Origin of the sequence: Leifsonia sp. NPDC102414, assembly GCF_044765685.1 — a bacterium.
Classification (GTDB): Bacteria; Actinomycetota; Actinomycetes; order Actinomycetales; family Microbacteriaceae; genus Leifsonia.
The window spans coordinates 232,035-253,618 of sequence record NZ_JBIWKN010000005.1 but is presented as its reverse complement, the minus strand read 5'-3'; the positions used below and the strand labels follow the sequence as shown (position 1 = coordinate 253,618).

The 21,584-nt window shown below is 67.9% G+C and carries 17 protein-coding genes; 9 read left to right on the top strand and 8 right to left on the bottom strand.

Annotated elements, in window-relative coordinates:
* Nucleotides 1–32 precede the first annotated feature (32 nt).
* The 3 genes from ACIRCZ_RS18290 to ACIRCZ_RS18280 form a co-directional block, all read right to left on the bottom strand.
* On the bottom strand, nucleotides 33–788 hold the full coding sequence (locus ACIRCZ_RS18290) for an SDR family NAD(P)-dependent oxidoreductase (protein ID WP_402855661.1): 756 nt from the start codon (nucleotides 786–788) through the stop codon (nucleotides 33–35).
* Nucleotides 785–1,645 carry a fumarylacetoacetate hydrolase family protein gene (locus ACIRCZ_RS18285; RefSeq protein ID WP_402855658.1) on the bottom strand — a complete coding sequence of 287 codons (861 nt, stop codon included), beginning with the start codon at nucleotides 1,643–1,645 and terminating at the stop codon, nucleotides 785–787. Before ACIRCZ_RS18285 ends, ACIRCZ_RS18290 begins: the two co-directional genes overlap by 4 nt.
* Before the next feature lie 150 nt (nucleotides 1,646–1,795).
* The gene (locus tag ACIRCZ_RS18280) at nucleotides 1,796–2,728 is read right to left on the bottom strand and encodes a LysR family transcriptional regulator (RefSeq protein ID WP_055889562.1); all 933 of its coding nucleotides are present in this window, start codon (nucleotides 2,726–2,728) and stop codon (nucleotides 1,796–1,798) included.
* A gap of 186 nt (nucleotides 2,729–2,914) precedes the next feature.
* On the opposite strand from ACIRCZ_RS18280, the gene ACIRCZ_RS18275 reads away from it, so the two are divergent.
* From ACIRCZ_RS18275 to ACIRCZ_RS18265, 3 genes are all read left to right on the top strand, one after another.
* Nucleotides 2,915–4,117, top strand: coding sequence for a mandelate racemase/muconate lactonizing enzyme family protein (locus tag ACIRCZ_RS18275; RefSeq protein WP_402855653.1), 1,203 nt, complete (start codon nucleotides 2,915–2,917; stop codon nucleotides 4,115–4,117).
* Nucleotides 4,118–4,131: 14 nt separating this feature from the next.
* A complete protein-coding gene (locus tag ACIRCZ_RS18270; RefSeq protein WP_402855651.1) occupies nucleotides 4,132–6,966 on the top strand; it encodes an FAD-binding and (Fe-S)-binding domain-containing protein in 2,835 nt (944 codons plus the stop codon).
* A gap of 142 nt (nucleotides 6,967–7,108) precedes the next feature.
* The gene (locus tag ACIRCZ_RS18265) at nucleotides 7,109–8,284 is read left to right on the top strand and encodes an ROK family transcriptional regulator (RefSeq protein ID WP_235500203.1); all 1,176 of its coding nucleotides are present in this window, start codon (nucleotides 7,109–7,111) and stop codon (nucleotides 8,282–8,284) included.
* A gap of 385 nt (nucleotides 8,285–8,669) precedes the next feature.
* Here ACIRCZ_RS18265 and ACIRCZ_RS18260 read toward each other — a convergent pair whose 3' ends face one another.
* A complete protein-coding gene (locus ACIRCZ_RS18260) occupies nucleotides 8,670–9,134 on the bottom strand; it encodes an SHOCT domain-containing protein (RefSeq protein WP_402855648.1) in 465 nt (154 codons plus the stop codon).
* Nucleotides 9,135–9,275: 141 nt separating this feature from the next.
* Nucleotides 9,276–9,470, bottom strand: a complete 195-nt coding sequence (locus ACIRCZ_RS18255) for a hypothetical protein (RefSeq protein ID WP_055889552.1) — start codon at nucleotides 9,468–9,470, stop codon at nucleotides 9,276–9,278.
* 112 nt (nucleotides 9,471–9,582) lie between these two features.
* Between ACIRCZ_RS18255 and ACIRCZ_RS18250 the strand changes: the two genes are divergently transcribed.
* Both ACIRCZ_RS18250 and ACIRCZ_RS18245 read left to right on the top strand, forming a co-directional pair.
* Nucleotides 9,583–10,551 carry a helix-turn-helix domain-containing protein gene (locus ACIRCZ_RS18250; protein WP_402855645.1) on the top strand — a complete coding sequence of 323 codons (969 nt, stop codon included), beginning with the start codon at nucleotides 9,583–9,585 and terminating at the stop codon, nucleotides 10,549–10,551.
* A 98-nt stretch (nucleotides 10,552–10,649) separates the two neighbouring features.
* Nucleotides 10,650–11,606, top strand: coding sequence for an NADP-dependent oxidoreductase (locus tag ACIRCZ_RS18245; RefSeq protein ID WP_402855642.1), 957 nt, complete (start codon nucleotides 10,650–10,652; stop codon nucleotides 11,604–11,606).
* 128 nt (nucleotides 11,607–11,734) lie between these two features.
* Here the strand turns inward: ACIRCZ_RS18245 and ACIRCZ_RS18240 are convergent, their stop codons facing one another.
* Nucleotides 11,735–12,007, bottom strand: a complete 273-nt coding sequence (locus tag ACIRCZ_RS18240) for a hypothetical protein (protein WP_055889543.1) — start codon at nucleotides 12,005–12,007, stop codon at nucleotides 11,735–11,737.
* A gap of 146 nt (nucleotides 12,008–12,153) precedes the next feature.
* On the bottom strand, nucleotides 12,154–12,327 hold the full coding sequence (locus ACIRCZ_RS18235) for a CsbD family protein (RefSeq protein WP_055889541.1): 174 nt from the start codon (nucleotides 12,325–12,327) through the stop codon (nucleotides 12,154–12,156).
* A gap of 146 nt (nucleotides 12,328–12,473) precedes the next feature.
* On the opposite strand from ACIRCZ_RS18235, the gene treY reads away from it, so the two are divergent.
* The 4 genes from treY to ACIRCZ_RS18215 all read left to right on the top strand — a co-directional run bounded on the left by treY (nucleotide 12,474) and on the right by ACIRCZ_RS18215 (nucleotide 19,514).
* Nucleotides 12,474–14,753 carry a malto-oligosyltrehalose synthase gene (gene treY / locus ACIRCZ_RS18230; protein WP_402855638.1) on the top strand — a complete coding sequence of 760 codons (2,280 nt, stop codon included), beginning with the start codon at nucleotides 12,474–12,476 and terminating at the stop codon, nucleotides 14,751–14,753.
* Nucleotides 14,750–16,441: a malto-oligosyltrehalose trehalohydrolase gene (gene treZ, locus ACIRCZ_RS18225; protein WP_402855635.1), complete on the top strand. Its 1,692-nt coding sequence runs from the start codon at nucleotides 14,750–14,752 to the stop codon at nucleotides 16,439–16,441. The genes treY and treZ overlap by 4 nt, the downstream gene beginning before the upstream one ends.
* 113 nt (nucleotides 16,442–16,554) lie before the next feature.
* Nucleotides 16,555–18,594, top strand: a complete 2,040-nt coding sequence (gene glgX, locus ACIRCZ_RS18220) for a glycogen debranching protein GlgX (RefSeq protein ID WP_402855632.1) — start codon at nucleotides 16,555–16,557, stop codon at nucleotides 18,592–18,594.
* Entirely contained in the window at nucleotides 18,594–19,514 is a 921-nt protein-coding gene (locus tag ACIRCZ_RS18215) for a serine/threonine-protein kinase (RefSeq protein WP_402855629.1), read from the top strand. The genes glgX and ACIRCZ_RS18215 overlap by 1 nt, the downstream gene beginning before the upstream one ends.
* A 2-nt stretch (nucleotides 19,515–19,516) precedes the next feature.
* On the opposite strand, the gene acs is transcribed toward ACIRCZ_RS18215, so the two are convergent.
* Nucleotides 19,517–21,490: an acetate--CoA ligase gene (gene acs / locus ACIRCZ_RS18210; RefSeq protein WP_402855626.1), complete on the bottom strand. Its 1,974-nt coding sequence runs from the start codon at nucleotides 21,488–21,490 to the stop codon at nucleotides 19,517–19,519.
* Nucleotides 21,491–21,584: the final 94 nt, after the last annotated feature.

Here is a 21,584-nt window from a genome sequence, read left to right as displayed (position 1 = left end):
CCCACATCACGGCCCGCTCTTCTGTGCGTGAGTCAGGATCCACGCACAGCTTCCGGAACCCTCAGCGCGCCCATCCCGCCGTCGACAGTCAGCAGTGTTCCGGTCGTGGATGCGTTGCCGGGATCGGCGAGATACACGATCGCGTGCGCGACCTCGTCCGGTGAGACCAACCGGCCGAGCGGCTGGCGCCGCGTGAGCTGTTCACGGGCTGAGTCCGCATCGCCTGCGCCCTGCAGCAACCGGGAGACCCACGGTGTGTCCGCAGTCCCTGGAAGGACCCCGTTGACCCGGATCCGACCGACGAAGTCGGCAGCGGACGCGATCGTGAGGGCTTCGAGGGCTCCTTTCGACGCGGAGTACAACGCCCGCTGCGGGACTCCCACCTTGGACACGATCGAACAGGTGTTGACCACTGCGGCGTCGGTGGACTTCAGCAGGAACGGCACCGCCGCGCGCGTGACACGCACCGCCCCGAGGACATTGAGGTTCAGCACCCGGTGCCATTCGTCGTCCGAGTTCGCGGTGATATCGCCGACCGCGCCGACGCCCGCGTTGTTGATGACGATGTCGAGACGTCCGAATGTCTCGATGACCGCCGCCACAGCCGATTCGACGCTCGCCGAGTCGGTGACATCCGACGGGACGTAGAGCACGCGTGAGTCCTCGGCCGGATTCCGGTCGAGGACGGCGACCCGAGCTCCCCGCTCCAGAAGGAGCCGGGTCGTTGCCGCGCCGATTCCGCTGGAGCCACCCGTCACGATCGCGGCGAGACCGTCGAAGCCGCTCATCGTGCACCGACCACGTTCTGTCGCTGTTCCCCGAGACCGTCGATCCCGAGTGCCATCACGTCGCCGGCCTTCAGGTAGACCGGGGGCTTCGCCCCCATGCCGACTCCCGGAGGTGTCCCTGTGTCGATCAGGTCGCCCGGTTCAAGGACGAGGAACTGGCTCAGGTAGTGCACGATCGTGTACGGATCGAAGATCATCGTGGCCGTGCTGCCGGTCTGCCGGCGCACCCCGTTGACGTCCAGCCACATCGCCAGGTCGTTGACGTCGGAGATTTCGTCGGGCGTCACCAGCCACGGGCCAGTCGGGTTGAAGGTCTCCGCCGATTTGCCCTTCACCCATTGGCCTCCGCGCTCCATCTGGAACGCACGCTCGCTGACGTCGTTGACCAGGACGAAACCGGCGATCACGTCGCGCGCCTCCTCCGGGCTGTTCAGGTAGCTCGCCCGACGGCCGATGACGATGCCGAGTTCGACTTCCCAGTCGGTCTTCGCCGACCCGCGGGGGATCCGAACGTCGTCGTACGGGCCGACGACAGTGTTCGGAGCCTTGTTGAACACGATCGGTTCCGCGGGGACCGCCTGCCCGGTCTCTGCTGCATGGTCGCTGAAGTTCAAGCCGATGCACAGCACCTGGTGCGGCCGCCCGATAGGCGAGCCGATCCTCTCGTCGCCGAATCTCTCGATCCGACCGTCCGCGATCCGACGACCGACTTCGTCGCGGAGGGAGTCGAGTCCGCCGGAACGGAAGTACGCCTCGTCGAAGTCCCGAGCGACGTCCGAGACGTCCACGTACTGTGTCTCGTTCACGCGGACAATGGGACGCTCAGCGCCGGCCGGTCCGATACGCATCAATTTCATCGTTATTGCTCTCCTAGATTCGCCCCATACACCGACGACGTCGTCCCGGGTCACGAGGCAGACTGCCTCCTAAGCGTCCAGGGACGAGTTGCGGTGGTCAACGACGACTAGCGGATGGAGAGTATCCGGCAAGCGAATGTGTCGGCTCGGTCAGGCGGTGACGGGGATCTCCCACGTCCCTTCCGGGCGTGGTGAGGAGGTGACGATGTCGATGAACGCACGCGCGGCAGCATTGAGAGGGCGCTCGCTGTGCCACCATACGCCGACGTCGCGATACTGATCGATGGCGAGTTCACGGGTTTCCAGCCCGTCCTGACGGATCATCGCGAACCCCAGGTAGTTCATGATCCCTATCCCGTGCCCCGCACGGACCATCGCGCCCAGTGTCGACGGTTGGTGCGACACCGATCCTGCCGGCAATCCGCGCCGCAGCGCGCTGAACGCCGATTCGGCTTCCGATCCCACCGTCTCGTCGAGGAGTGGGTTCCCGATCGTGATGATCCGTTCACCGCCGAGCTGGCGGGGATCGACCAGGTCGTTCTCGAGCAGCGGGTGCCCGACCGGAGCCACCACGACGAACGGCTCACGCCACAGCGGCCTGACCGAGAACGACCGATCCCTTGGCTCTGGCCGCATCGGACGGAGGGCGACCGCGACGCGTCGCTCGCTCAGGGCGGTCTCGATGATCCCGACGTCTCCGTCGAGGATCGACAATTCGATGTGCGGGTGGAGTTCGTCGAGACGCGTGACCACGGCCGGAAGGAATTGCGCACTCGCGCTCGCGAAGCTCGCCACTCGCACCGTCCCCGCAATGACACCTTTCTCAGCAAGCACGCCAGAGGTCAGTTCGTCAGCGGCCGCCAGAACCGCCCTCGCGCGAGGCAGGAGCGCTTTTCCCTCGTCCGTGAGCGTCAGCGGCCGGACGCGTCGTTCGATGAGCGAGCAGCCGAGCTCCTTCTCGAGGTTGGAGATGTGGGCCGATACGCGGGGTTGCGAGAGGTGGACCAGCTCGGCTGCGCGCGCGAATCCGCCGGCATCAACCACTTCGACCCAGGTCCGCAGCCACGTCAGTTCGAGCGTCATACGAGTCCTCCCTTTGCTCGAGTCCGAGGGTGGCTCGATCCTAGTTGCGACGGACGGACGGCCATGACACGCATCTGGGATCCGGATCGACCGTATTCGGCAAACGTCGTTGACCAGTCGGGTCGGTCGTGAGGCAATGAACTGTACCGTGCACATCTGCGCTCAGCGCAGCCGAAGGAGACAACTATGACCATCGAGAGTTCGCTCGGCAGCGCCCGTGGTGTCCTGTCAGCAGACACCGGCGACCTCAACCGAGGCGACGACGGAGCCGTCATCGTTTCGATCGAGACGTATGCGCTCGCTGTGCCTCTCGCGAAGCCGATCGCCGACTCGACCGCTGCCATGTCGCACTGGACAGTGCCGGTCGTCGAGATCCGTACAGCGGACGGCCGGGTCGGAACAGGGATCTCCGGTGTGCACTGTGCGCCGGAACTGCTGGCCGATGTCATCGGGAAGTACTACTCCCCCTCCCTGCTCGGTTCCTCATCGGAAGACATCCTCGGAACCTGGAAACGGCTCTATTGGCTCCCGACCCACTGGATGGGACGCGCCGGCGTCATGCACATGGCCCTTGCGATGGTCGACATCGCACTGTGGGACCTTGCCGCGCAGCGCGCCGGCGCTCCCCTGTGGCAGCTTCTCGGCGGCACGTCCAGCGACATCGAGGCGTACAACACCGACGGCGGCTGGCTGAACTTCTCCGAGGCGGAACTCACTCGCGACCTCCTGTCGCTGATCGACAATGGCTGGCAGCGGGTCAAGATCAAAGTCGGCAAGGCCGACTGGCGCGAGGACGTTCGCAGGGTCAGCGCCGTTCGTGCAGCCATCGGCGACGACGTCACCCTGATGTGCGACGCGAACCAGCGCTGGGATCTCGCCACGGCCAGCCGTATCCTCCCGTTCCTGGAGGAGGCGCGGATGGACTGGGTGGAGGAGCCTCTGCACGCCGACGATCTCGGCGGGCATGCAAAACTGCAGCGGTCCACGGTCCTCGATATCGCGGCCGGCGAGAGCATCTACTCGTATCAGCAGTTCACCAGCTTCATCGAGGCGGACGCCTTCCGTGTCGTGCAGGTTGACGCGACCCGTGTCGGGGGCGTCACAGAGTGGCTGCAGGTCGCCGCGCACGCCGCGGCGAAGGGGCTCCGCATCGCCCCGCACGCCGGCGACATGATGCAGGTGCACCAGCACCTCGTCGGCACGGTTCTGTCCGAAGTTCCTCCGCTGATCGAGTACATTCCCTGGACTCAGGACGCCTTCCTGGAACGGAGCGTCGTGAGCGAGGGGTACCTCACGCGGCCCCAGCTTCCTGGCGCATCCACCGCAATCGACCCCGTCGCTCGCTCCCGTTGGCAGATCGCCGGCGTCGGCGGCACGGTCAGTGTCTGACCGAGACGGCCGGAATGAGTAAACCGAGCACGGTCGCGTTCGAAGCAGAGCTCACCGAGTCAGCTGTTGCCGTTTCACAACGACAGACGTTGCGGCGCGCACTCGCACACGACGCCTCCCATTACCTCCTCGTTCCGGACGCTGTCGTGACGCCGAAGACGACGGATGAAGTGGCTCAGGTGATCGCGGCCGCACGCATGAGCCTCGCTCCGATCACCTTCCGTTCCGGAGGAACCAGTCTCTCCGGACAGGCGAGCACGCACGCTGTCCTCGCAGACACCCGCCGCCACTTCCGGCGCATCGACGTGCTCGACGAAGGCGCGCGGGTCCGGGTCCAGCCGGGAGCGACGGTACGCCAGGTGAACGTGCGGCTTGCCCGGTTCGGTCGCAAACTCGGGCCGGATCCGGCGAGTGAGATCGCCTGCACGATCGGTGGCGTCATCGCCAACAACTCCAGCGGTATGGCGTGCGGAACAGAACAGAACACGTACCGCACGCTCGAATCGCTCACCGTCGTCCTTCCGAGCGGGACCACCATCGACACGGGGGCCGCGAACGCCGATGAGACACTTCGCGCTGCGGAACCGGAGCTCGTCGCCGGGCTTCTGAAACTTCGGGACACGCTGCAACGAGACCGAACGCTGGTCGCCGAGGTGCGCAGGCAGTTCTCCATCAAGAACACGATGGGCTATTCGATCAATGCGCTCATCGACTTCGACTCCCCCGCCGAGATCCTCGCGCACCTCATCGTCGGCAGCGAAGGCACTCTCGGGTTCGTTGCGGAGGCCGTCTTCCGCACCGTGCCCGTGCAAGCTCACGCCGCGACCGGCCTCCTCGTGTTCACGGATCTCGCGGGGGCGACCGCATCACTTCCCGCCCTCGTCGATGCAGGGTTCGCGACCATCGAGCTGATGGATGCTCTGTCCCTCCGCGTAGCGCAGACCGAGGCGGACTGCCCAGAGGAAATCGCCGGCATCAACGTCGAGGGTCACGCGGCGCTGCTCGTTGAACTTCACGGGGCGACGGAGCCCGAACTCGATAGGCAGGTGGACCAAGTAGCAGAACTCCTCGAGATCCTGCCCCTCGCCGTACCGGCGAGTCTTACACGGGATGCCGACAGCAGGGCCAGCCTGTGGCATGTGCGCAAAGGCCTGTACACGGCTGTCGCGGGCGCCAGGCCGAGCGGGACCACGGCGCTGCTCGAGGACATCGCGGTCCCCGTCGCCGAGCTCCTTCCCACCTGCACAGAGCTCACGGCCCTGTTCGACGAGTTCGAATACGAAGGCTGTGTGATCTTCGGACACGCCAAAGACGGCAACATCCACTTCATGGTGAATGAGCGCTTCGACGAGCCAGGCGCCGTCGATCGCTACCGCCGGTTCACCGAACGCATGGTGGACCTCGTCCTCGCGCGCGGAGGAACTCTGAAGGCTGAGCACGGCACAGGCCGGATCATGGCGCCGTTCGTACGGCGCCAGTACGGTGACACCCTCTACGTGCTGATGGTCGAGATCAAACACCTGTTCGACCCGACCGGCATCTTCAACCCCGGCGTCCTCATCAACGACGACCCGACCTCGTACCTCAAAGACCTCAAGACGACGCCGACCGTCGAGAGCGAGGTCGACCGCTGCGTCGAATGCGGATATTGCGAGTCCGCGTGCCCGTCACGCGACCTCACGCTCACCCCGCGGCAGCGCATCGTGCTGCGCCGAGAGATGGAGTCGGCCAGAGCCAATGGCGACACGGTGCTCCTGGAGTCACTCGAAGCGGACTACGAGTACGAGGGCGAAGAGACGTGCGCCGTGGACGGCATGTGCGCCGTCGCCTGCCCCGTCGACATCAACACGGGCGACCTCGTGAGGCGTCTGCGCGCAGAACGGCAGGGAACCATCCCGAACGCGGTCGCGTCAGCTGCAGCAGAGGCGTGGGGCCCGATCAGCCGCGCGGGAGCCGTCGCGCTGTCCGCTGCGAAGCCGCTGGCGGCGCTGGCGATTCCAGCCACGCAGGTCGGACGGGCGGTGCTCGGCAAGGATCGCGTTCCGCTCTACGACGCGAGACTGCCAGCCGGTGGCCACGCGCGCAAGCGTCTCGCAGGAGACGCACGAGCGGACGCGGTCGCTGTCTACTTCCCCGCGTGTGTCGGCACGATGTTCGGACCAGAGACGGGCGGGATCGGCGTGCAGGACGCTCTGGTGACCCTGGCGGATCGCGCGGGCGTCCCGTTGCACGTCCCGTCGGGAATCGACAGCGTCTGCTGCGGCACACCGTGGAAGTCCAAAGGCTTCGTGGATGGGTACGCACACATGTCGCGAAAGACTGTCGACCTCCTGATCGAAGCTACCGACAATGGGCGGATCCCTGTCGTCAGTGACGCATCCTCGTGCACAGAGGGCCTGGAGCTGATGACGCGCTCCGCCGCTGAGCGTGGGATCGAGCTTCGGATCGTTGATTCGGTCGCATTCGCCGAGCAGTTCCTCGTCCCGAATCTGACGGTGACCTCGCGTCTCGGTTCGGTCGTCGTCCACCCGACATGTTCGACCACTGCTCTTGGCACTACCTCAGCACTGCACAGCGTCGCCAACGCCGTCGCGGACCGCGTCGTCACTCCAGAGGACTGGGGGTGCTGCGCCTTCGCCGGGGATCGTGGAATGCTTCACCCCGAATTGACGGCGGCCGCGACCGCGGCAGAAGCAGAAACCGTTGCGGCAGAGAAGTACGACGCGTACGTTTCCTCCAACCGAACCTGCGAGATCGGAATGACGAGGGCGACAGGAAACCCATACCGGCACGTTCTGGAGATTCTCGAGGCAGCGACCCGACCACGATCGGAATACGTGACCGCGTAAAGCAATGACGCCGATGATTGCGGAGGAGACTCTGTTGACGTAGCTTGATGGCGGAAACTATTGTGGTGAGAGGCGTTGCAGTTCTGCACTTTCGGGGGTCGCTGATGATTCCCGGCATGCATGCCAGACAGGATCGATATCGGTGAGTGATACGCAGGCATTGCACGGGTTGGCGGGATTCCCGCTCGACACCCCCGCGGTGGTCGACGTCTTCACGGAGGTCCTCAAGCGCGGCCCGATCGCCCGCATCGAGATCGCCAAGAGGACAGGCCTCTCTCAAGCGGCGGTGACAAAAGCGGTCGCGCCCCTCATCGTCCAGGGTCTTCTCTCCGCGCACGACAACATGCGCCTGACGCAGCCCGGCCGTCCGGTGCAGCCCATCAGCGTGAATGAACAAGCGCAGCTTGCGATCGGTGTGGAGGTTCGGGCAAACGAGATCTTCGCCGTCGCCACCACGATGCGGGCCAACGTCGTCCAGTCGGCGCACAGGTCGCTGCTCGGCACGACGGTGGACGCCGTAACCGATGCGATCGCTGCCGCGGTGAACACCCTCACGAAGGCGTTGGGCGCAGACGCAGAGCGCGTTATGGGGGTCGGCGTCTCCGTCTCCGGCGACGTCGACAAACAGACGGGGACCGTTCGGAGCTCGCCGAGGTTGAACTGGTCCGAGGTTCCCTTTGAACGCATCCTCCGGGACCGGCTGGCCCTGCCGGTGATCATCGACAACGATGTCCGCGCTCTCGCGATCGCTGAGGAGTGGTTCGGGATCGGTGTGGACGCCGACTCGTTCGCGATCGTGACGATCGGGGCCGGCATCGGCTGCGGGCTGTACATCAACGGCGACGTGGTGGAAGGCGCATACGGAGTGGCGGGCGAACTCGGCCACCTGCCGCTCGGTCCGAGCGATTTGGTGTGCTCGTGCGGCCGAAGAGGCTGCGTGGAGACGGTAGCCTCCTCCAGCGCCATCCTGCAGGCGATCCGCACCGCCAAGAACGACTTTCTGCTCTCGATGCGCGAAGCCGTGGAACTTGCACGGTCTGGCGACCCCGACGCCGTGGCGATTTTCGAGCAGGCCGCCCGTATCATCGGGACAGCGCTTGCCACGATGGCCAATCTTGTGGGTCCGAGCATCATCTTGGTCGCTGGCGAATCCGTGACCGATTTCGACCTGTACGAGCAGCGGATCCGCGAGAGCTTCGACGAGCACACGTTCTCCTCCGCGGGCGAATGCCAGATCATCACGCAATCGCACACGTTCGAGAACTGGGCTCGGGGTGCGGCCGCTTCGCTGATCCGCGCCAGCGTTCAACACGCCTGACACATCGTTCCCAGAGCGGCCGGGATAGCCACGCACCAGTCAGCGGCCACACGGACAAGGCAGGTCTCCGGACGGTGAAGCCCTCGGGCTGTCGGGAGGGGTGACTCAGCCCTGGACGTCGACGCGAAAAGGGAGTCATCGACCGAAGCGATACAGTGCATCCGACCGTGCCCGGCGTGTGTGGGAGCGAATCGCTCCCACACACGCATTCGGGTAAGTAGCCGGCGCTTCCGAAGGGCCCCTAAATCCCCGGCGGCAGCACCAGCCGACCCGTTAAGCAAACAGCTTTCCATACCGGTCGGTCAACTCGGACCGGCGTACAGCGTCATCGAGCCCAGGGTTTCCCGCCGGATGCGGCGAGGAACCCTGGGCACGAATGCGTGAATCAGGCCGCGGGAGGCGCAGGCGGCGTCGGCGCTGCCGGGGCGGCAGCGGCCGGGGCGGCAGCGGCCGGGGCGGCAGCACCGGGGTGCGCGAGCGCGCGGGCCTTGAGGTGCGCGAACTCCTCCTGCGTGATGACACCCTGGTCGAGAAGCTGCTTGGCCTTGGCGATCTCGTCGGCCGGGCTGGAGCTCGCGACCGTGCGGATGTAGTCGTCGGTCGCGCTCTGAACCTGTCGCGCCTCCTTCTGGCTACGCTCCGCCATGCCTGGCCCGCGAGCGATCAGGTAGACCAGCGCGGTGAGGAACGGCACGAAGATCAGGAAGATGATCCACAGCGCCTTCCACCACCCGTTGAGCTTGTGGTCGCGGAAAAGGTCGCCGATGATCGCGAACAGCGCGAACAGGTAGGCGATGAACGCGAAGCTCCAGAAGAAGAGCCAGATGATGTTCCAGAAGTTGTCCCACATAATGTTCCCCACCCTCCGTACCCCAGACCGAAGCGTGCCTGGGTATGCGCTGAGAGTAGCGCGACGCGTTCTGTGCGTCTAGACCGTATGACGCGCATGTGACGGCGGCGCCGGAGCGGCCTCGCGGTCGCGTCCTGAAGGTCAGCGACCGGCCTCGCGGGCGTCGCGCGCAGCGCTGAGGTCGGAGTACGCTCGCTCGGTTTCGCGGCCGATGCGCTGTCCGCGGGCCTGCAACGCCGCCGGCAGCCACTCGCTGAGCACGAACCGCCGACGACGTGGGATGCGCTCGACCGCGTTCTGGGTGCGGGCCGCCCTGGCGACCCATCCGTGTTCCATTCCCTGTGTGAAGATTCCCTGAGCCATGACGTTAACGTTACGGAGGGAAAGATTCGGCCACGAGATGGCTTTAGGTCTTCCTTCGCAAAGATTCGGCCACTATGCTTCTGACATGATCCGCTCTGTCGCAGTGCCGCTCATCGACGACTTCGCCATGTTCGAATTCGGCGTGGTCTGCGAGGTCTTCGGCCTCGACCGCAGCTACGCGGGAATCACCCCGTTCGACTTCCGCATCTGCGCGATCGAGCCAGGCGTCCCCATCCCGAACCCGACAGGGGCGTCGATCATCGCACCCTTCGGACTCGATGCGATGGACGATGCCGACCTGATCGCGGTCCCGGCCGCCCGCATCCGGGACGACTACCCGGAGGAACTGCTGGACGGCCTGCGTCGAGCGGCCGACCGCGGCGCCATCCTGCTGAGCGTCTGCTCGGGCGCGTTCATCCTCGGTGCTGCCGGGCTGCTCGACGGGCGCAAGGTCACCACGCACTGGCGATACGCGGACGCGCTCGCCCGCCGCTTCCCCGCCGCGGACGTCGACCCCGACGTGCTGTTCGTCGACGACGGCAACCTCATCACCAGCGCAGGCACATCGGCAGGCGTGGATGCGAGCCTGCACCTCGTGCGGCGCGAGCTCGGCAGCGCGACGGCCAACACCATCGCCCGAAACATGGTCGTGCCCCCGCAGCGCGACGGCGGCCAGCGGCAGTACATCGAGCGGCCGGTGTCCGACTGCACGGACGACACCTTCACCGAACTGCTCGACCACCTCTCCGACCACCTCGACGAGAACCACACCGTGAGCGCGCTGGCCGGGCGCGTGCACATGTCGACCCGCAGCTTCTCGCGGCGCTTCGTGGCGGAGACCGGGGTGTCGCCGATGCAGTGGCTGACCACCCAGCGCATCCTGCACGCCCGGCTGCTGCTGGAGACGACCGACCTCCCGGTGGACGAGGTGGCGCGGCAGTCCGGGTTCGCGAGCGCGACCCTGCTCCGCCACCACTTCGACGCGGAGGTGGGCGTCGCCCCCACGCGCTACCGCGCCGCGTTCACCCAGCGCGAGTCCGTTCCCGCCGGCTGACCCCGAAACCATCGAGTCCGAACTTGTTCACATCCAGAGACGGCGTGTCGCCTGAACAAGTTCGGACTCGATAGTTTCGGAGGGGACGGGGAGAGAAGATGGGAGAGGGCATGGCGGAGCGGGTGCAGTACGAGCGATTCGGCGGGCCGGAGGTGCTCGAGGTCGTGCAGGTGGAGACGCCGACGGCGCCGGAGGGCGGCGTCGTCGTCGCGGTGAAGGCGGCGGGGGTGAACCCGATCGACGGGAAGATCCGGTCGGCGCTGCGGTCGAGCGGGCCGATCACCGGGCCGCGCGGACTCGGCAGCGACGCGGCAGGCGTCATCGTCGAGGTCGGGGAGGGAGCGAGCGGCTGGGAGGCGGGCGACGAGGTGGTGGTGCGCGGGGCGCACGGCGCGTACGCGACGCATCTCACCGCATCCACCGACCAGCTGGTGCGGAAGCCCGCCGGGGTGACCTGGGAGCAGGCTGCGGCGATCGGTGTGCCCGTGAGCACCGCGTATCAGGCGCTGCGCTCCCTCGGCGTCGAGGGCGGGATGACGCTGCTGATTCACGGCGGCTCCGGAAGCGTCGGGCGCGCGGCGATCCAGTTCGCCGTGCGCGATGGCGCCACCGTGGTGGTCACGGCGAGCGAGGGCAATCACGACGCGCTGCTGGCGCTCGGCGCGGTCCCCGTGGCGTACGGACCCGGCGTGGTGGACCGTCTGCGCCTGGCTGCACCGCAGGGCTACGACAGGGTCCTGGACGCGATCGGCACCGACGAGGCACTGGATGCGTCGTTCGAGTTGGTCGAGGACCGCTCGCACATCGGGACCATCGTGATGGGCGCTCGCGCCGCCGAGCTGGGCATCCTGGCCTGGGCGGGCGGCAATCCCGTCCCGCTCACGCCGCAGGAGCAGGCCTGGCGGGACGAGGCGTACCCTGTCGTGCTCGACCTGATCGACCGCGGAGAGTTCACGGTCGAGATCGCGCGGACGTTCCCGCTCTCACAGGCTGCGGACGCGCAGCGATTGGTGGAGTCCGGACACCCGGGCGGGAAGGTCGTCCTGCTGCCCTAGCGGGTTGGACGCGGCCTCACGTTCTGTATGGAGGGCCCGCACCGGAGAAGAGGCGCCGGCGGGCGCGCCATAACCCCCGTGACGGCGTCGACCCTGAAAACCGGCGCCTCGTGTGCAGAATCCTAGCATTAACCGGTCGTACGGTTTCTTGGCCCTGCCGGTGTCTGCGGGAGGTCGTCACCTCGGTAGTGGCGGATTCTGCGCCAGTTCCGCACCGCCAGCTGGACACAGATCGCCACGGTGAGCACACCGCACACGATCACCCCCCAGGCCCGCGGATTCTCGCCCTGGGTGGGGATGGCGACGGCGAGCGCAACGGTCGCGATCAGCGTCGCCACGGCGAGCGCGATCCCGATGCCCACTCCGCGCCACGCTCTGACGCGATCAATACGGTCGCCCATTCACCGGAATTTACTCCCGGAACGAGGTGAACGCCAGGTGAACGCGCGGTGAAGATTCAGTGCATTGCGCAGCGCAGATGGGACAGGACAGACGAAACGGCCGGACCCCGCTTCCGGGTCCGGCCGTTCACCGTGCGTTCCGAGTGCTACTCCTTGAACGCGTCCTTGACCTTCTCGCCGGCGCCCTTGAGGTCCGCCTTGGTCTGGTCCGCCTTGCCCTCTGCTTCGAGGCGCTCGTTGTCGGTGGCCTTGCCTGCGGCTTCCTTGGCCTTGCCCCCGGCCTTCTCGGCAGCGTTCTGGATCTTGTCGTCGAGTCCCATGACGATCCTCCCTTTCTCACGCGTTCGCGTCGGCAGTACTGCCGACCTGCCTTCGACGCTCCCACGCCTCGGCGGCCGGTACTACCCCCTTGCCAGCATTCTCTGAGGATGCCAACCCCTTCCATGCACGGTCTGACGCGAAGAGGATGGCAGTCGTGAGCACCAGCAGCTATCGCCTTCAGATCTCCCCCGACTTCACCCTTCGCGACGCCGCCCAGATCCTGGGATACCTGAGGAGGCTCGGGGTCGGCTGGGTGTACCTCTCCCCTCTGCTCGAGGCCGAGCCTGGCTCCGCCCACGGCTACGACGTCGTCGACCACTCCCGCGTCGACGCCGCGCGCGGGGGTCCGGATGCGCTGCTCGCGTTCAGCGACGCCGCCCACCGGCGCGGACTGCGCGTGCTCGTCGACATCGTTCCGAACCACATGGGTATCGCGACCCCCGCGCTGAACGCCTGGTGGTGGGATGTGCTCGGCAACGGCCAGGAGTCGCCGTTCGCCGACCACTTCGACATCGACTGGGCGGCGGGAGGCGGCCGGGTGCGCATCCCGGTGCTCGGCCACGACGACGACACCGCTGAGCTGAGCGTGGAGGACGGAGAGCTGCGCTACTACGAGCACCGCTTCCCCATCGCCGCGGGCACGGAGGGCGGGACGCCGGCCGAGGTGCACGACCGGCAGCACTACGAGCTGGTCTCCTGGCGCCGCGCAGACCACGACCTCAACTATCGCCGGTTCTTCGCGGTGAACACGCTCGCCGGCATCCGCGTGGAGGACGACAGGGTGTTCGACGCGTCGCACGCCGAGATCGGCCGGTGGATGCGCGAGGGTCTGGTCGACGGGCTCAGAGTCGACCATCCGGACGGCCTCGCCCACCCAGGCCGCTACCTGGAGCGACTGGCGGCGCTGGCGGAGGGACGGCCGGTGTGGGTGGAGAAGATCCTGGAGGGCGATGAGCGCATCCCGGACTGGCCGGTCAGCGGCACGACGGGATACGACGCGCTCGCGCTGATCGACCGCGTGTTCGTCGATCCCGCCGGCGCCGACACGCTCACCGAGCTCGCCGGGGATGCGGAGACGAACTGGGCAGCGCTCGTGCACGACAGGAAGCGGGCGGTGGCCGACGGCATCCTGAACTCGGAGGTGCGGCGGATCGCGCGCTTGCTCGATGACGCAGAGACGGGAGCGCAGGACGCCACCATCGACGCCGTCGCAGAGCTCGCCGCCTGCTTCCCGGTGTACCGCAGCTACCTCCCCTTCGGCATCGACCAGCTGCACGCGGCACGAGATGCAGTTCTCGCCTCCCGCCCCGACCTCGCCGACGCGCTCGCCCGCGTCGTCCAGCGCCTGGCCGACCCGGCCGATCCCGCTGCGGTCCGCTTCCAGCAGACCAGCGGCATGATCATGGCCAAGGGCGTCGAGGACAACGCCTTCTACCGGTACACCCGCCTGATCTCGCTCACCGAGGTGGGCGCTGAGCCCGCCGAGTTCGCCGTGCCCGTGGCCGAGTTCCACGAGCGTCAGCTGGACAGGCAGGAGCGCCTGCCGGAGTCGATGACGACGCTGAGCACCCACGACACCAAGCGCGGAGAGGACACCCGCGCGCGCGTCAGCGCGCTGGCCGAGCTGCCGGATGCGTGGGCGCGGTTCCTGCGGGAGGTCGCGGCACGCGCATCCATCGGCGACGCCTCGCTGGAGGACGGACTGTGGCAGGCGGCGGTGGGCGCCTGGCCGATCTCGCGGGAGCGGCTGCGCGAGTACGCGCTGAAAGCGGCGCGCGAGGCCGGCACGGGCACGTCGTGGACGGACGGCGACCAGGAGTTCGAGCAACGCCTGCTCTCGCTGGTCGACGCGGCGTACGACGACGACATCGTGCGCGGCGAGGTCGAGGCCATCTCAGCACGGGTCGACGCCGCAGGAGCGTCGAACAGCCTGGGCGCCAAGCTCGTGCAGCTCCTCTCTCCGGGGATGCCGGACGTCTACCAGGGCAGTGAGCGCTGGGAGCAGTCGCTGGTCGACCCGGACAACCGGCGGCCGGTCGGCTTCGACGCCGCCGACGCCCTGCTCGCCCGCATCGACGACGGGTGGCTGCCGGACATCGACTCGTCCGGCGCCGTCAAGGTGCTCGTCACCTCCCGCGCCCTGCGGCTGCGCCGCGACCGGCCGGAGCTGTTCACGACATACCGGCCGCTCGTGGCCACCGGAGCGCAGGCCGACCACGCGATCGCTTTCGACCGCGGCGGCGCCATCGCCATCGCCACCCGCCTGCCGATCGGCCTCGCCGCTGCGGGAGGATGGCAGGACACCACCATCGACCTCGGAGGGCAACGGATGCGGGACGAACTGACGGGTGCGGAGCACACGGGCACGACCAGGCTGGCGACGATCCTCGAGCACTACCCCGTCGCGCTGCTGGTGGTGCTGTGAACCGGCGGTTCCCGGTGTGGGCGCCGGACGCATCCACGGTCTCGCTGGTGGTCGAGGGCGCGGACGACCGGCCGCTGACCCGGGGGGACGACGGCTGGTGGTGGCTGGACCAGCCGCTGCCCGCCGCCCGCGGGGCGCTCGACTACGGATTCGTGGTCGATGGGCACGGACCGCATCCCGACCCCAGGTCGCTGCGGCAGCCGCGCGGGGTGCACGCGCTCAGCCGCGAGTTCGACCCGTCGGCGCACGTGTGGGAGGACGCGGAGTGGCGAGGCCGCGAGCTGCTCGGGGCCGTGATCTACGAGCTGCACATCGGCACCTTCACACCGGACGGGACGCTCGACTCCGCCATCGACCGGCTCGACCACCTCGTGCAGCTGGGGGTGGATGCGGTGGAGCTGCTGCCCGTCAACGCCTTCAACGGCGAGCACGGCTGGGGCTACGACGGCGTGCTCTGGTTCGCGGTGCACGAGCCGTACGGCGGACCGGCCGCATACCAGCGCTTCGTGGACGCCTGCCACGCGCGCGGCCTGGCGGTGATCCAGGACGTCGTGTACAACCACCTCGGCCCGAGCGGCAACTATCTGCCGGTGTTCGGTCCGTACCTCGGCGACAGTCACAGCACCTGGGGCGCGTCCGTCAACCTCGACGGTCCACAGTCCGACGAGGTGCGGCGCTACATCGTCGACAACGCGCTGTACTGGCTGCGCGAGCTGCACGTCGACGGCCTGCGACTGGATGCGGTCCACGCCCTCCACGACGCGCGCGCCGTGCACATCCTGGAGGAGCTGGCGACCCAGGTGGACGAGCTGAGCGCCGAGCTCGGGCGACCGCTCGGCCTGATCGCCGAGAGCGACCTCAACGATCCGAGGGTCATCCGCGAGCGCGCGCGCACCGGCTACGGCATCACCGCGCAGTGGGACGACGACGTGCACCACGCCATCCACAGCAACCTCACCGGGGAGACGACGGGCTACTACGCAGACTTCGCCGGGCCGGGTTCGCTCGCCAAGGTGTTCGAGCGCGGGTTCTTCCACGACGGCACCTGGTCGAGCTTCCGCGAGCGGCACCACGGGCGGCCACTGGATGCGGACATCCCGCGCACCCGGCTGGTCGCGTTCAGCCAGGACCACGACCAGATCGGCAACCGCGCGGTCGGCGACAGGCTCACCGCCACGCTGAATCAGGGCCAGCTCGCCGTCGCGGCCACGCTGACGCTGCTCGGGCCGTTCACGCCGATGCTGTTCATGGGGGAGGAGTGGGGCGCGACGACGCCCTGGCAGTTCTTCACGTCGCATCCGGAGAAGGAGCTCGGCGAAGCGACAGCACGCGGCAGGATCGCGGAGTTCGCGAAGATGGGCTGGGACCCGGACATCGTGCCAGATCCGCAGGGCCCTGAGACGTTCGAGCGCTCCCACCTCGACTGGGCGGAGCCGGAGCGACAGGAGCATGCGCGGCTGCTCGCGTTCTACCGCGACCTGATCGCGTTGCGCCGCGGCATCCAGGTGGATGCGCAGGCGACCGACATCACGGCGGACGGCGACGTCTTCGCGTTCAGCAGGGGCGGGATGCGTGTGCGGGTCAGCCTGAGCGGCGCCGGCCTGAGCGGCACCGACCTGGAGGGCGCGGAGCCGGACGCGATGCTGGCGTTCGACGATGCCGTGCGGGTGACGATGACGGATAGCTGACCGCGCCTCGCCTGTCAACGGGTGGTGAACCCTTCGATTGTCTAGATAATCTAACTATTCACCACGATGGGCGAGGCGGGCATGAGCACAACCGAACACCGAGCAGGACGCGCATGACCCAGTACACCTCGCGGCGGTACCCGCTCGGCGTCACCCTGGTCGATGGCGGCGCGAACGTCGCCGTCTACAGCGAGCACGCCGATGCTGTCACCGTCTGCGTCTTCGCCGACGACGGCACGGAGACCAGGACAGAGCTGACCAAGCGCACGGCGCACGTCTTCCACGGCATCGTGCCGGACCTCACCCCCGGCACCAGGTACGGACTCCGCGTCTCCGGACCGTGGGATCCGGCATCCGGCCTGCGCTTCAACGACGCCAAGGTGCTCCTCGACCCGCACGCCCGCGCCGTCACCGGTGCTTTCGACACCGGGCAGGCGGTCTTCGGGCACGACCTGAACCAGCCGGACCAGCTCGACCCGACGGACGGGGCGGGGCACGTGGCCCTCTCCGTGGTGGTCGACCCGCACTCGTTCGACTGGGGCGACGACCGGCCGCCGGCGACGCCGCTGGCAGAGACGATCGTCTACGAGACCCACGTCAAAGGCTTCACCAAGCAGCTCGACGCGGTGCCGGAGGACGTGCGGGGCACGTATGCCGGTCTCGCGCATCCGGCAGCCATCGAGAAGCTCACGTCGCTCGGGGTCACCGCCGTCGAGCTGATGCCCGTGCACCAGTTCCTCCAGGATGCGCACCTGGAGGAGAAGGGGCTGCGCAACTACTGGGGTTACAACACCATCGGCTTCTTCGCCCCGCACAACGAGTACTCGGCTTCCGGCGACGCCGGTCAGCAGGTGGACGAGTTCAAGGGCATGGTGAAGGCGCTGCACGCCGCCGGACTCGAAGTGATCCTCGACGTCGTCTACAACCACACAGCGGAGGGCAACGACCTCGGCCCGACGCTCAGCCTCAAGGGCATCGACAACCCGTCGTACTACCGGCTGGTCGAGGACGACCCTGAGCACTACTTCGACACCACGGGCACAGGCAACAGCGTCAACGTCAGCCACCCGGCAGCACTGCAGCTCATCATGGACTCGCTGCGCTACTGGGTCACCGAGATGCACGTCGACGGCTTCCGGTTCGATCTCGCCACCACCCTCACCAGGCAGGGCGGAGACGCGAGCGTGCACAGCGCGTTCCTCGCCCTCGTGCAGCAGGACCCGACGCTCGCGCAGGTCAAGCTGATCGCCGAGCCGTGGGACACCGCCGGCTACCAGGTCGGCGGCTTTCCTGCCGGATGGTCGGAGTGGAACGGCAAGTTCCGCGACGACGTCCGCGACTTCTGGCGAGGAACCGACGGGATGCTCGCCACGCTCTCGCAGCGCGTGCTCGGCAGCCCTGACGTGTACGAGGAATCCCGCCGTTCCCCGCTGTCGAGCGTCAACTTCGTCACAGCGCACGACGGCTTCACCCTCGCCGACCTCACGAGCTACGACCAGAAGCACAACGAGGCGAACGGCGAGGACAACGCGGACGGCGAATCCGACAACCGGTCCAGCAACAACGGAGTCGAGGGACCGACGGACGACCAGGCGATCCTCGCGCGACGCACCAGGCAGCGGAAGAACTTCCTCGCCACCGTGCTGCTCTCCGCCGGTGTGCCGATGATCCTCGGTGGCGACGAGCTGGGCCGCACCCAGCAGGGCAACAACAACGCGTACTGCCAGGACGACGAGATCTCGTGGTTCGACTGGGCGGCGGAGGACACGGAGCTGCGGGAATTCACGACCAGGCTCATCCGGTTGCGCCGCGAGGAGCCTGCGCTGCGGCCGGACTGGTACCGGCAGGGTCCGGAGACGGATGCACCGGACACGGTTCACATCGTGCGCGCGGACGGCGAGCTCTTCGCCGACGAGGACTGGGACGTCGCCGACGCCAAATCCATCGCATTCCAGTTGCGGCATACGGGAGCGGACAGGTTCCTACTCCTCCTCAACGCATCGGAGAACGGCGTCGAGTTCGTGCTGCCGGAGACGAACGGCGCCGCGTGGGAGCTGGAACTGTCGAGCGACCCCGAACTGTCGCTCGAGCATCCGGAGACCCTGATCGTCGGCCACACCGCGTTCGCGCTGCTCCGCTCGAAAGCGGAGTGATGACGGAGCACGAGATCCCGGCCCTCCTCGGCCGGTACAGACCGCACACCCTGATCGGGCGCGGCGGGGAGGCGCGGGTGTTCCGCGCGACCGACGAGATCCTCGACCGCGAGGTGGCCATCAAGGTGTACCGCGCCGGCGGCGAGGAGGAGATGCAGCAGTACCGCAGGGAACAGGGCGCGCTCGCCAGGCTCAGCCACCACGGCATCGTCTCGCTCATCGACGCAGGCATCGACTACTCGTCGCTCGACGATCCCCGGCCGTTCCTGGTGATGGAGCTCGTCTCAGGCACGGACCTGCAGACCGCCATCGCGCAGCGGCCGCTCACGGTGAGGGAGATCGCCGAGATCGCATACGACGTGTCGGAGGCGCTGGAGTACGTGCACGCGAACGGCGTGGTCCACCGCGACATCAAGCCGTCCAACATCATGCTCGTGTCGTACGGCACCACGAGCTTCCGTGCCAGGGCGCGGATCACCGACTTCGGCATCGCCAGCGGGATCGCGGGACCGGAGCCGGACGAGTCGGGAGCAACGACGGGCACCGCCGCGTACCTCAGCCCAGAGCAGGCATCCAGGGAGCACGCGACGCCGGCGAGCGACGTCTACTCGCTCGGACTCGTACTGCTGGAGTGCTTCACGCGCACGGTGACGTTCCCCGGCACCGCGGTCGAGTCTGCGCTCGCGCGGCTGCGGGCCGATCCGCCCATCCCGAGCGGCCTGCCGGGAGACTGGACGGCGCTGCTGACCGCGATGACGGCCCGCGATCCGGCCACGCGCCCCGACTTCGCGGCGCTCACCGCCGCCTTCCGCGACGCCGTCATCTCCTCCGAGCCGGTCCCCGCGTCTGCTGCCCCCGCTACCTCCCCCATCATCGAGCCCGAAGTTGTTCAGGCCGACAGCGGCGTGTCGGCTGAATAACCTCAGGCTCGATTGCTGAGGAGGGTGCGGATGGTGTCGGGGACGGTCTCGTCCTGGAGGGACGTGGTGTCCCCGAGCGGGCGCTCGTCGAAGAGATCGACCAGCAGACGGCGCATGATCTTGCCGGAGCGCGTCTTGGGCAGGTCGGGCACGACGACGATGTGGCGCGGCTTCGCGATGGCGCCGATCTCGCGCGTCACCTGATCCCGCAGCACCTGCTCGGAGGGCGCATCCCCGCTCGGCACGACGAACGCCGCGACGGCCTGCCCGGTGGTCGCGTCGTCCACGCCGACCACCGCAGCCTCGCCGACCTGTGGATGCGCGACAAGCGCCGACTCGATCTCGATCGTCGACAGGCGGTGCCCTGAGACGTTGATCACGTCGTCCAGGCGGCCGAGCAGCCAGATGTAGCCGTCCTCGTCCACGGCCGCTCCGTCACCGGCGAGGAAGTAGCCCTGCGCGGCGAACGCCCTCCAGTACGAGTCGCGGTAGCGCTCCGGGTTGCCCCACACGGTTCTGGCCATCGACGGCCAGGTGCCGTCGATCACGATCGAGCCGCCGGAACCGCGCGGCACATCCACGCCGTTCTCGTCGACCACGCGCACGGTCACCCCCGGCACAGCGTTGGTCGCCGACCCCGGCTTCAGCGTCGTGACGCCCGGCAGCGGCGCGACGATCGCCGAGCCGGATTCCGACTGCCACCAGGTGTCGACCACGGGAGCGCTGCCCGCGCCCAGCTGCTCGCGGAACCAGACCCACGCCTCCGGGTTGATGGCCTCGCCGACCGTGCCGAGCAACCGGATGCTCGACAGGTCCCAGCCGTCGCCCAGCCCGTCCGGGAACCAGGTCATGAAGGTCCGGATGAGGGTGGGCGCCGTGTAGTAGGTGGTGACGCCATAGCGCTCGATGATCTCGAAGTGCCGCCCGGCGTGCGGAGTGTTCGGCGTGCCCTCGTAGATGACCGAGGTGGCGCCGTTGGAGAACGGGCCGTAGAGCACGTAGGTGTGCGCCGTCACCCAGGCGAGGTCGGCCGTGCACCAGTACACGTCCGACTCCTTCGCGTCGAACAGCGCCCAGTGGCTCCACGACGCCTGCGTGAGGTAGCCGCCCGTGGTGTGCACCACGCCCTTCGGCGTGCCGGTCGTGCCGGAGGTGTAGATGATGAAGAGCGGCGTCTCCGCGTCGAAGTATTCCGGCTCATGGGTGTCCTGCGCCGCATCCACCACGTCGTGCCACCAGACGTCGCGGCCGTCCTGCCACGGGATGCCTGGGGTCAGGTCGCCCGTGCGCCGCACCACCAGCACGTGCTCGATGGCGTTGTCGCCTGCGACGGCGGCGTCGGCGTTCGCCTTCACCGGAACCGCGGTGCCGCGGCGGAACTGGCCGTCCGAAGTGACCAGCAGCTTCGCTCCTGTGTCCTCCACCCGGAAGCGCAGCGCCTCGGCGGAGAAGCCGCCGAACACCAGCGAGTGGATCGCTCCGACGCGAGCGATGGCGAGAGTGATGACGATGGTCTCCGGGATCACGGGGAGGTAGACGACGACGCGGTCGCCCTTCCCGATGCCGAGGGCGGTGAGTGCGTTGGCCGCCTTCGCGACGCGGCGCTGCAGGTCGGCGTATGTGATCGTCTCCGTGTCGCCGGGCTCGCCGATGAAGTCGATGGCGACGCGCTCGCCGTTGCCGGCATCCACGTGCCTGTCGACGCAGTTGACGGCAGCGTTCAGCCTGCCGCCGGCGAACCACTCGGCGCGCGGGATGCTCAGCTCGCCGTCCGCGCCGACGCTCGCGGGCTCCCAGGTGTGGGCCGTGTGCCACGGTTCCGCCCAGTCGAGGCGCGCGGCTTGCCGCTCCCAGAACGCGACGGCGTCGCTGGCGTCGTCGAAGGCGTCCGCCCCGACGTTCGCCTGCGCGGCGAAGGCTTCGGACGGCGGGTACAGCCGAGACTCCCGGCCCAGGTTCTCGATGGTGGCGGTCACCTCTCCGACGCTAGCGGGGGCGCGGCGACGGCGGCTCTGCGCGGCGTAAGGGGACGTAACGCTTGACCGTGCAGAAGAAGTGAGTGTACAGTCA

Bases quoted from the DNA above. Each gene is read 5' to 3' on its own strand.
- ACIRCZ_RS18270 (WP_402855651.1), top strand. From the start codon at position 4,132: ATGAGTAAACCGAGCACGGTCGCGTTCGAAGCAGAGCTCACCGAGTCA.
- ACIRCZ_RS18235 (WP_055889541.1), bottom strand. From the start codon at position 12,327: ATGGGACTCGACGACAAGATCCAGAACGCTGCCGAGAAGGCCGGGGGC.
- treY (WP_402855638.1), top strand. From the start codon at position 12,474: ATGGCAGTCGTGAGCACCAGCAGCTATCGCCTTCAGATCTCCCCCGAC.
- ACIRCZ_RS18240 (WP_055889543.1), bottom strand. From the start codon at position 12,007: ATGGGCGACCGTATTGATCGCGTCAGAGCGTGGCGCGGAGTGGGCATC.
- ACIRCZ_RS18215 (WP_402855629.1), top strand. From the start codon at position 18,594: ATGACGGAGCACGAGATCCCGGCCCTCCTCGGCCGGTACAGACCGCAC.
- ACIRCZ_RS18255 (WP_055889552.1), bottom strand. From the start codon at position 9,470: ATGGAACACGGATGGGTCGCCAGGGCGGCCCGCACCCAGAACGCGGTC.
- ACIRCZ_RS18250 (WP_402855645.1), top strand. From the start codon at position 9,583: ATGATCCGCTCTGTCGCAGTGCCGCTCATCGACGACTTCGCCATGTTC.
- ACIRCZ_RS18245 (WP_402855642.1), top strand. From the start codon at position 10,650: ATGGGAGAGGGCATGGCGGAGCGGGTGCAGTACGAGCGATTCGGCGGG.
- glgX (WP_402855632.1), top strand. From the start codon at position 16,555: ATGACCCAGTACACCTCGCGGCGGTACCCGCTCGGCGTCACCCTGGTC.
- ACIRCZ_RS18285 (WP_402855658.1), bottom strand. From the start codon at position 1,645: ATGAAATTGATGCGTATCGGACCGGCCGGCGCTGAGCGTCCCATTGTC.
- ACIRCZ_RS18290 (WP_402855661.1), bottom strand. From the start codon at position 788: ATGAGCGGCTTCGACGGTCTCGCCGCGATCGTGACGGGTGGCTCCAGC.
- ACIRCZ_RS18275 (WP_402855653.1), top strand. From the start codon at position 2,915: ATGACCATCGAGAGTTCGCTCGGCAGCGCCCGTGGTGTCCTGTCAGCA.
- ACIRCZ_RS18260 (WP_402855648.1), bottom strand. From the start codon at position 9,134: ATGTGGGACAACTTCTGGAACATCATCTGGCTCTTCTTCTGGAGCTTC.
- ACIRCZ_RS18280 (WP_055889562.1), bottom strand. From the start codon at position 2,728: ATGACGCTCGAACTGACGTGGCTGCGGACCTGGGTCGAAGTGGTTGAT.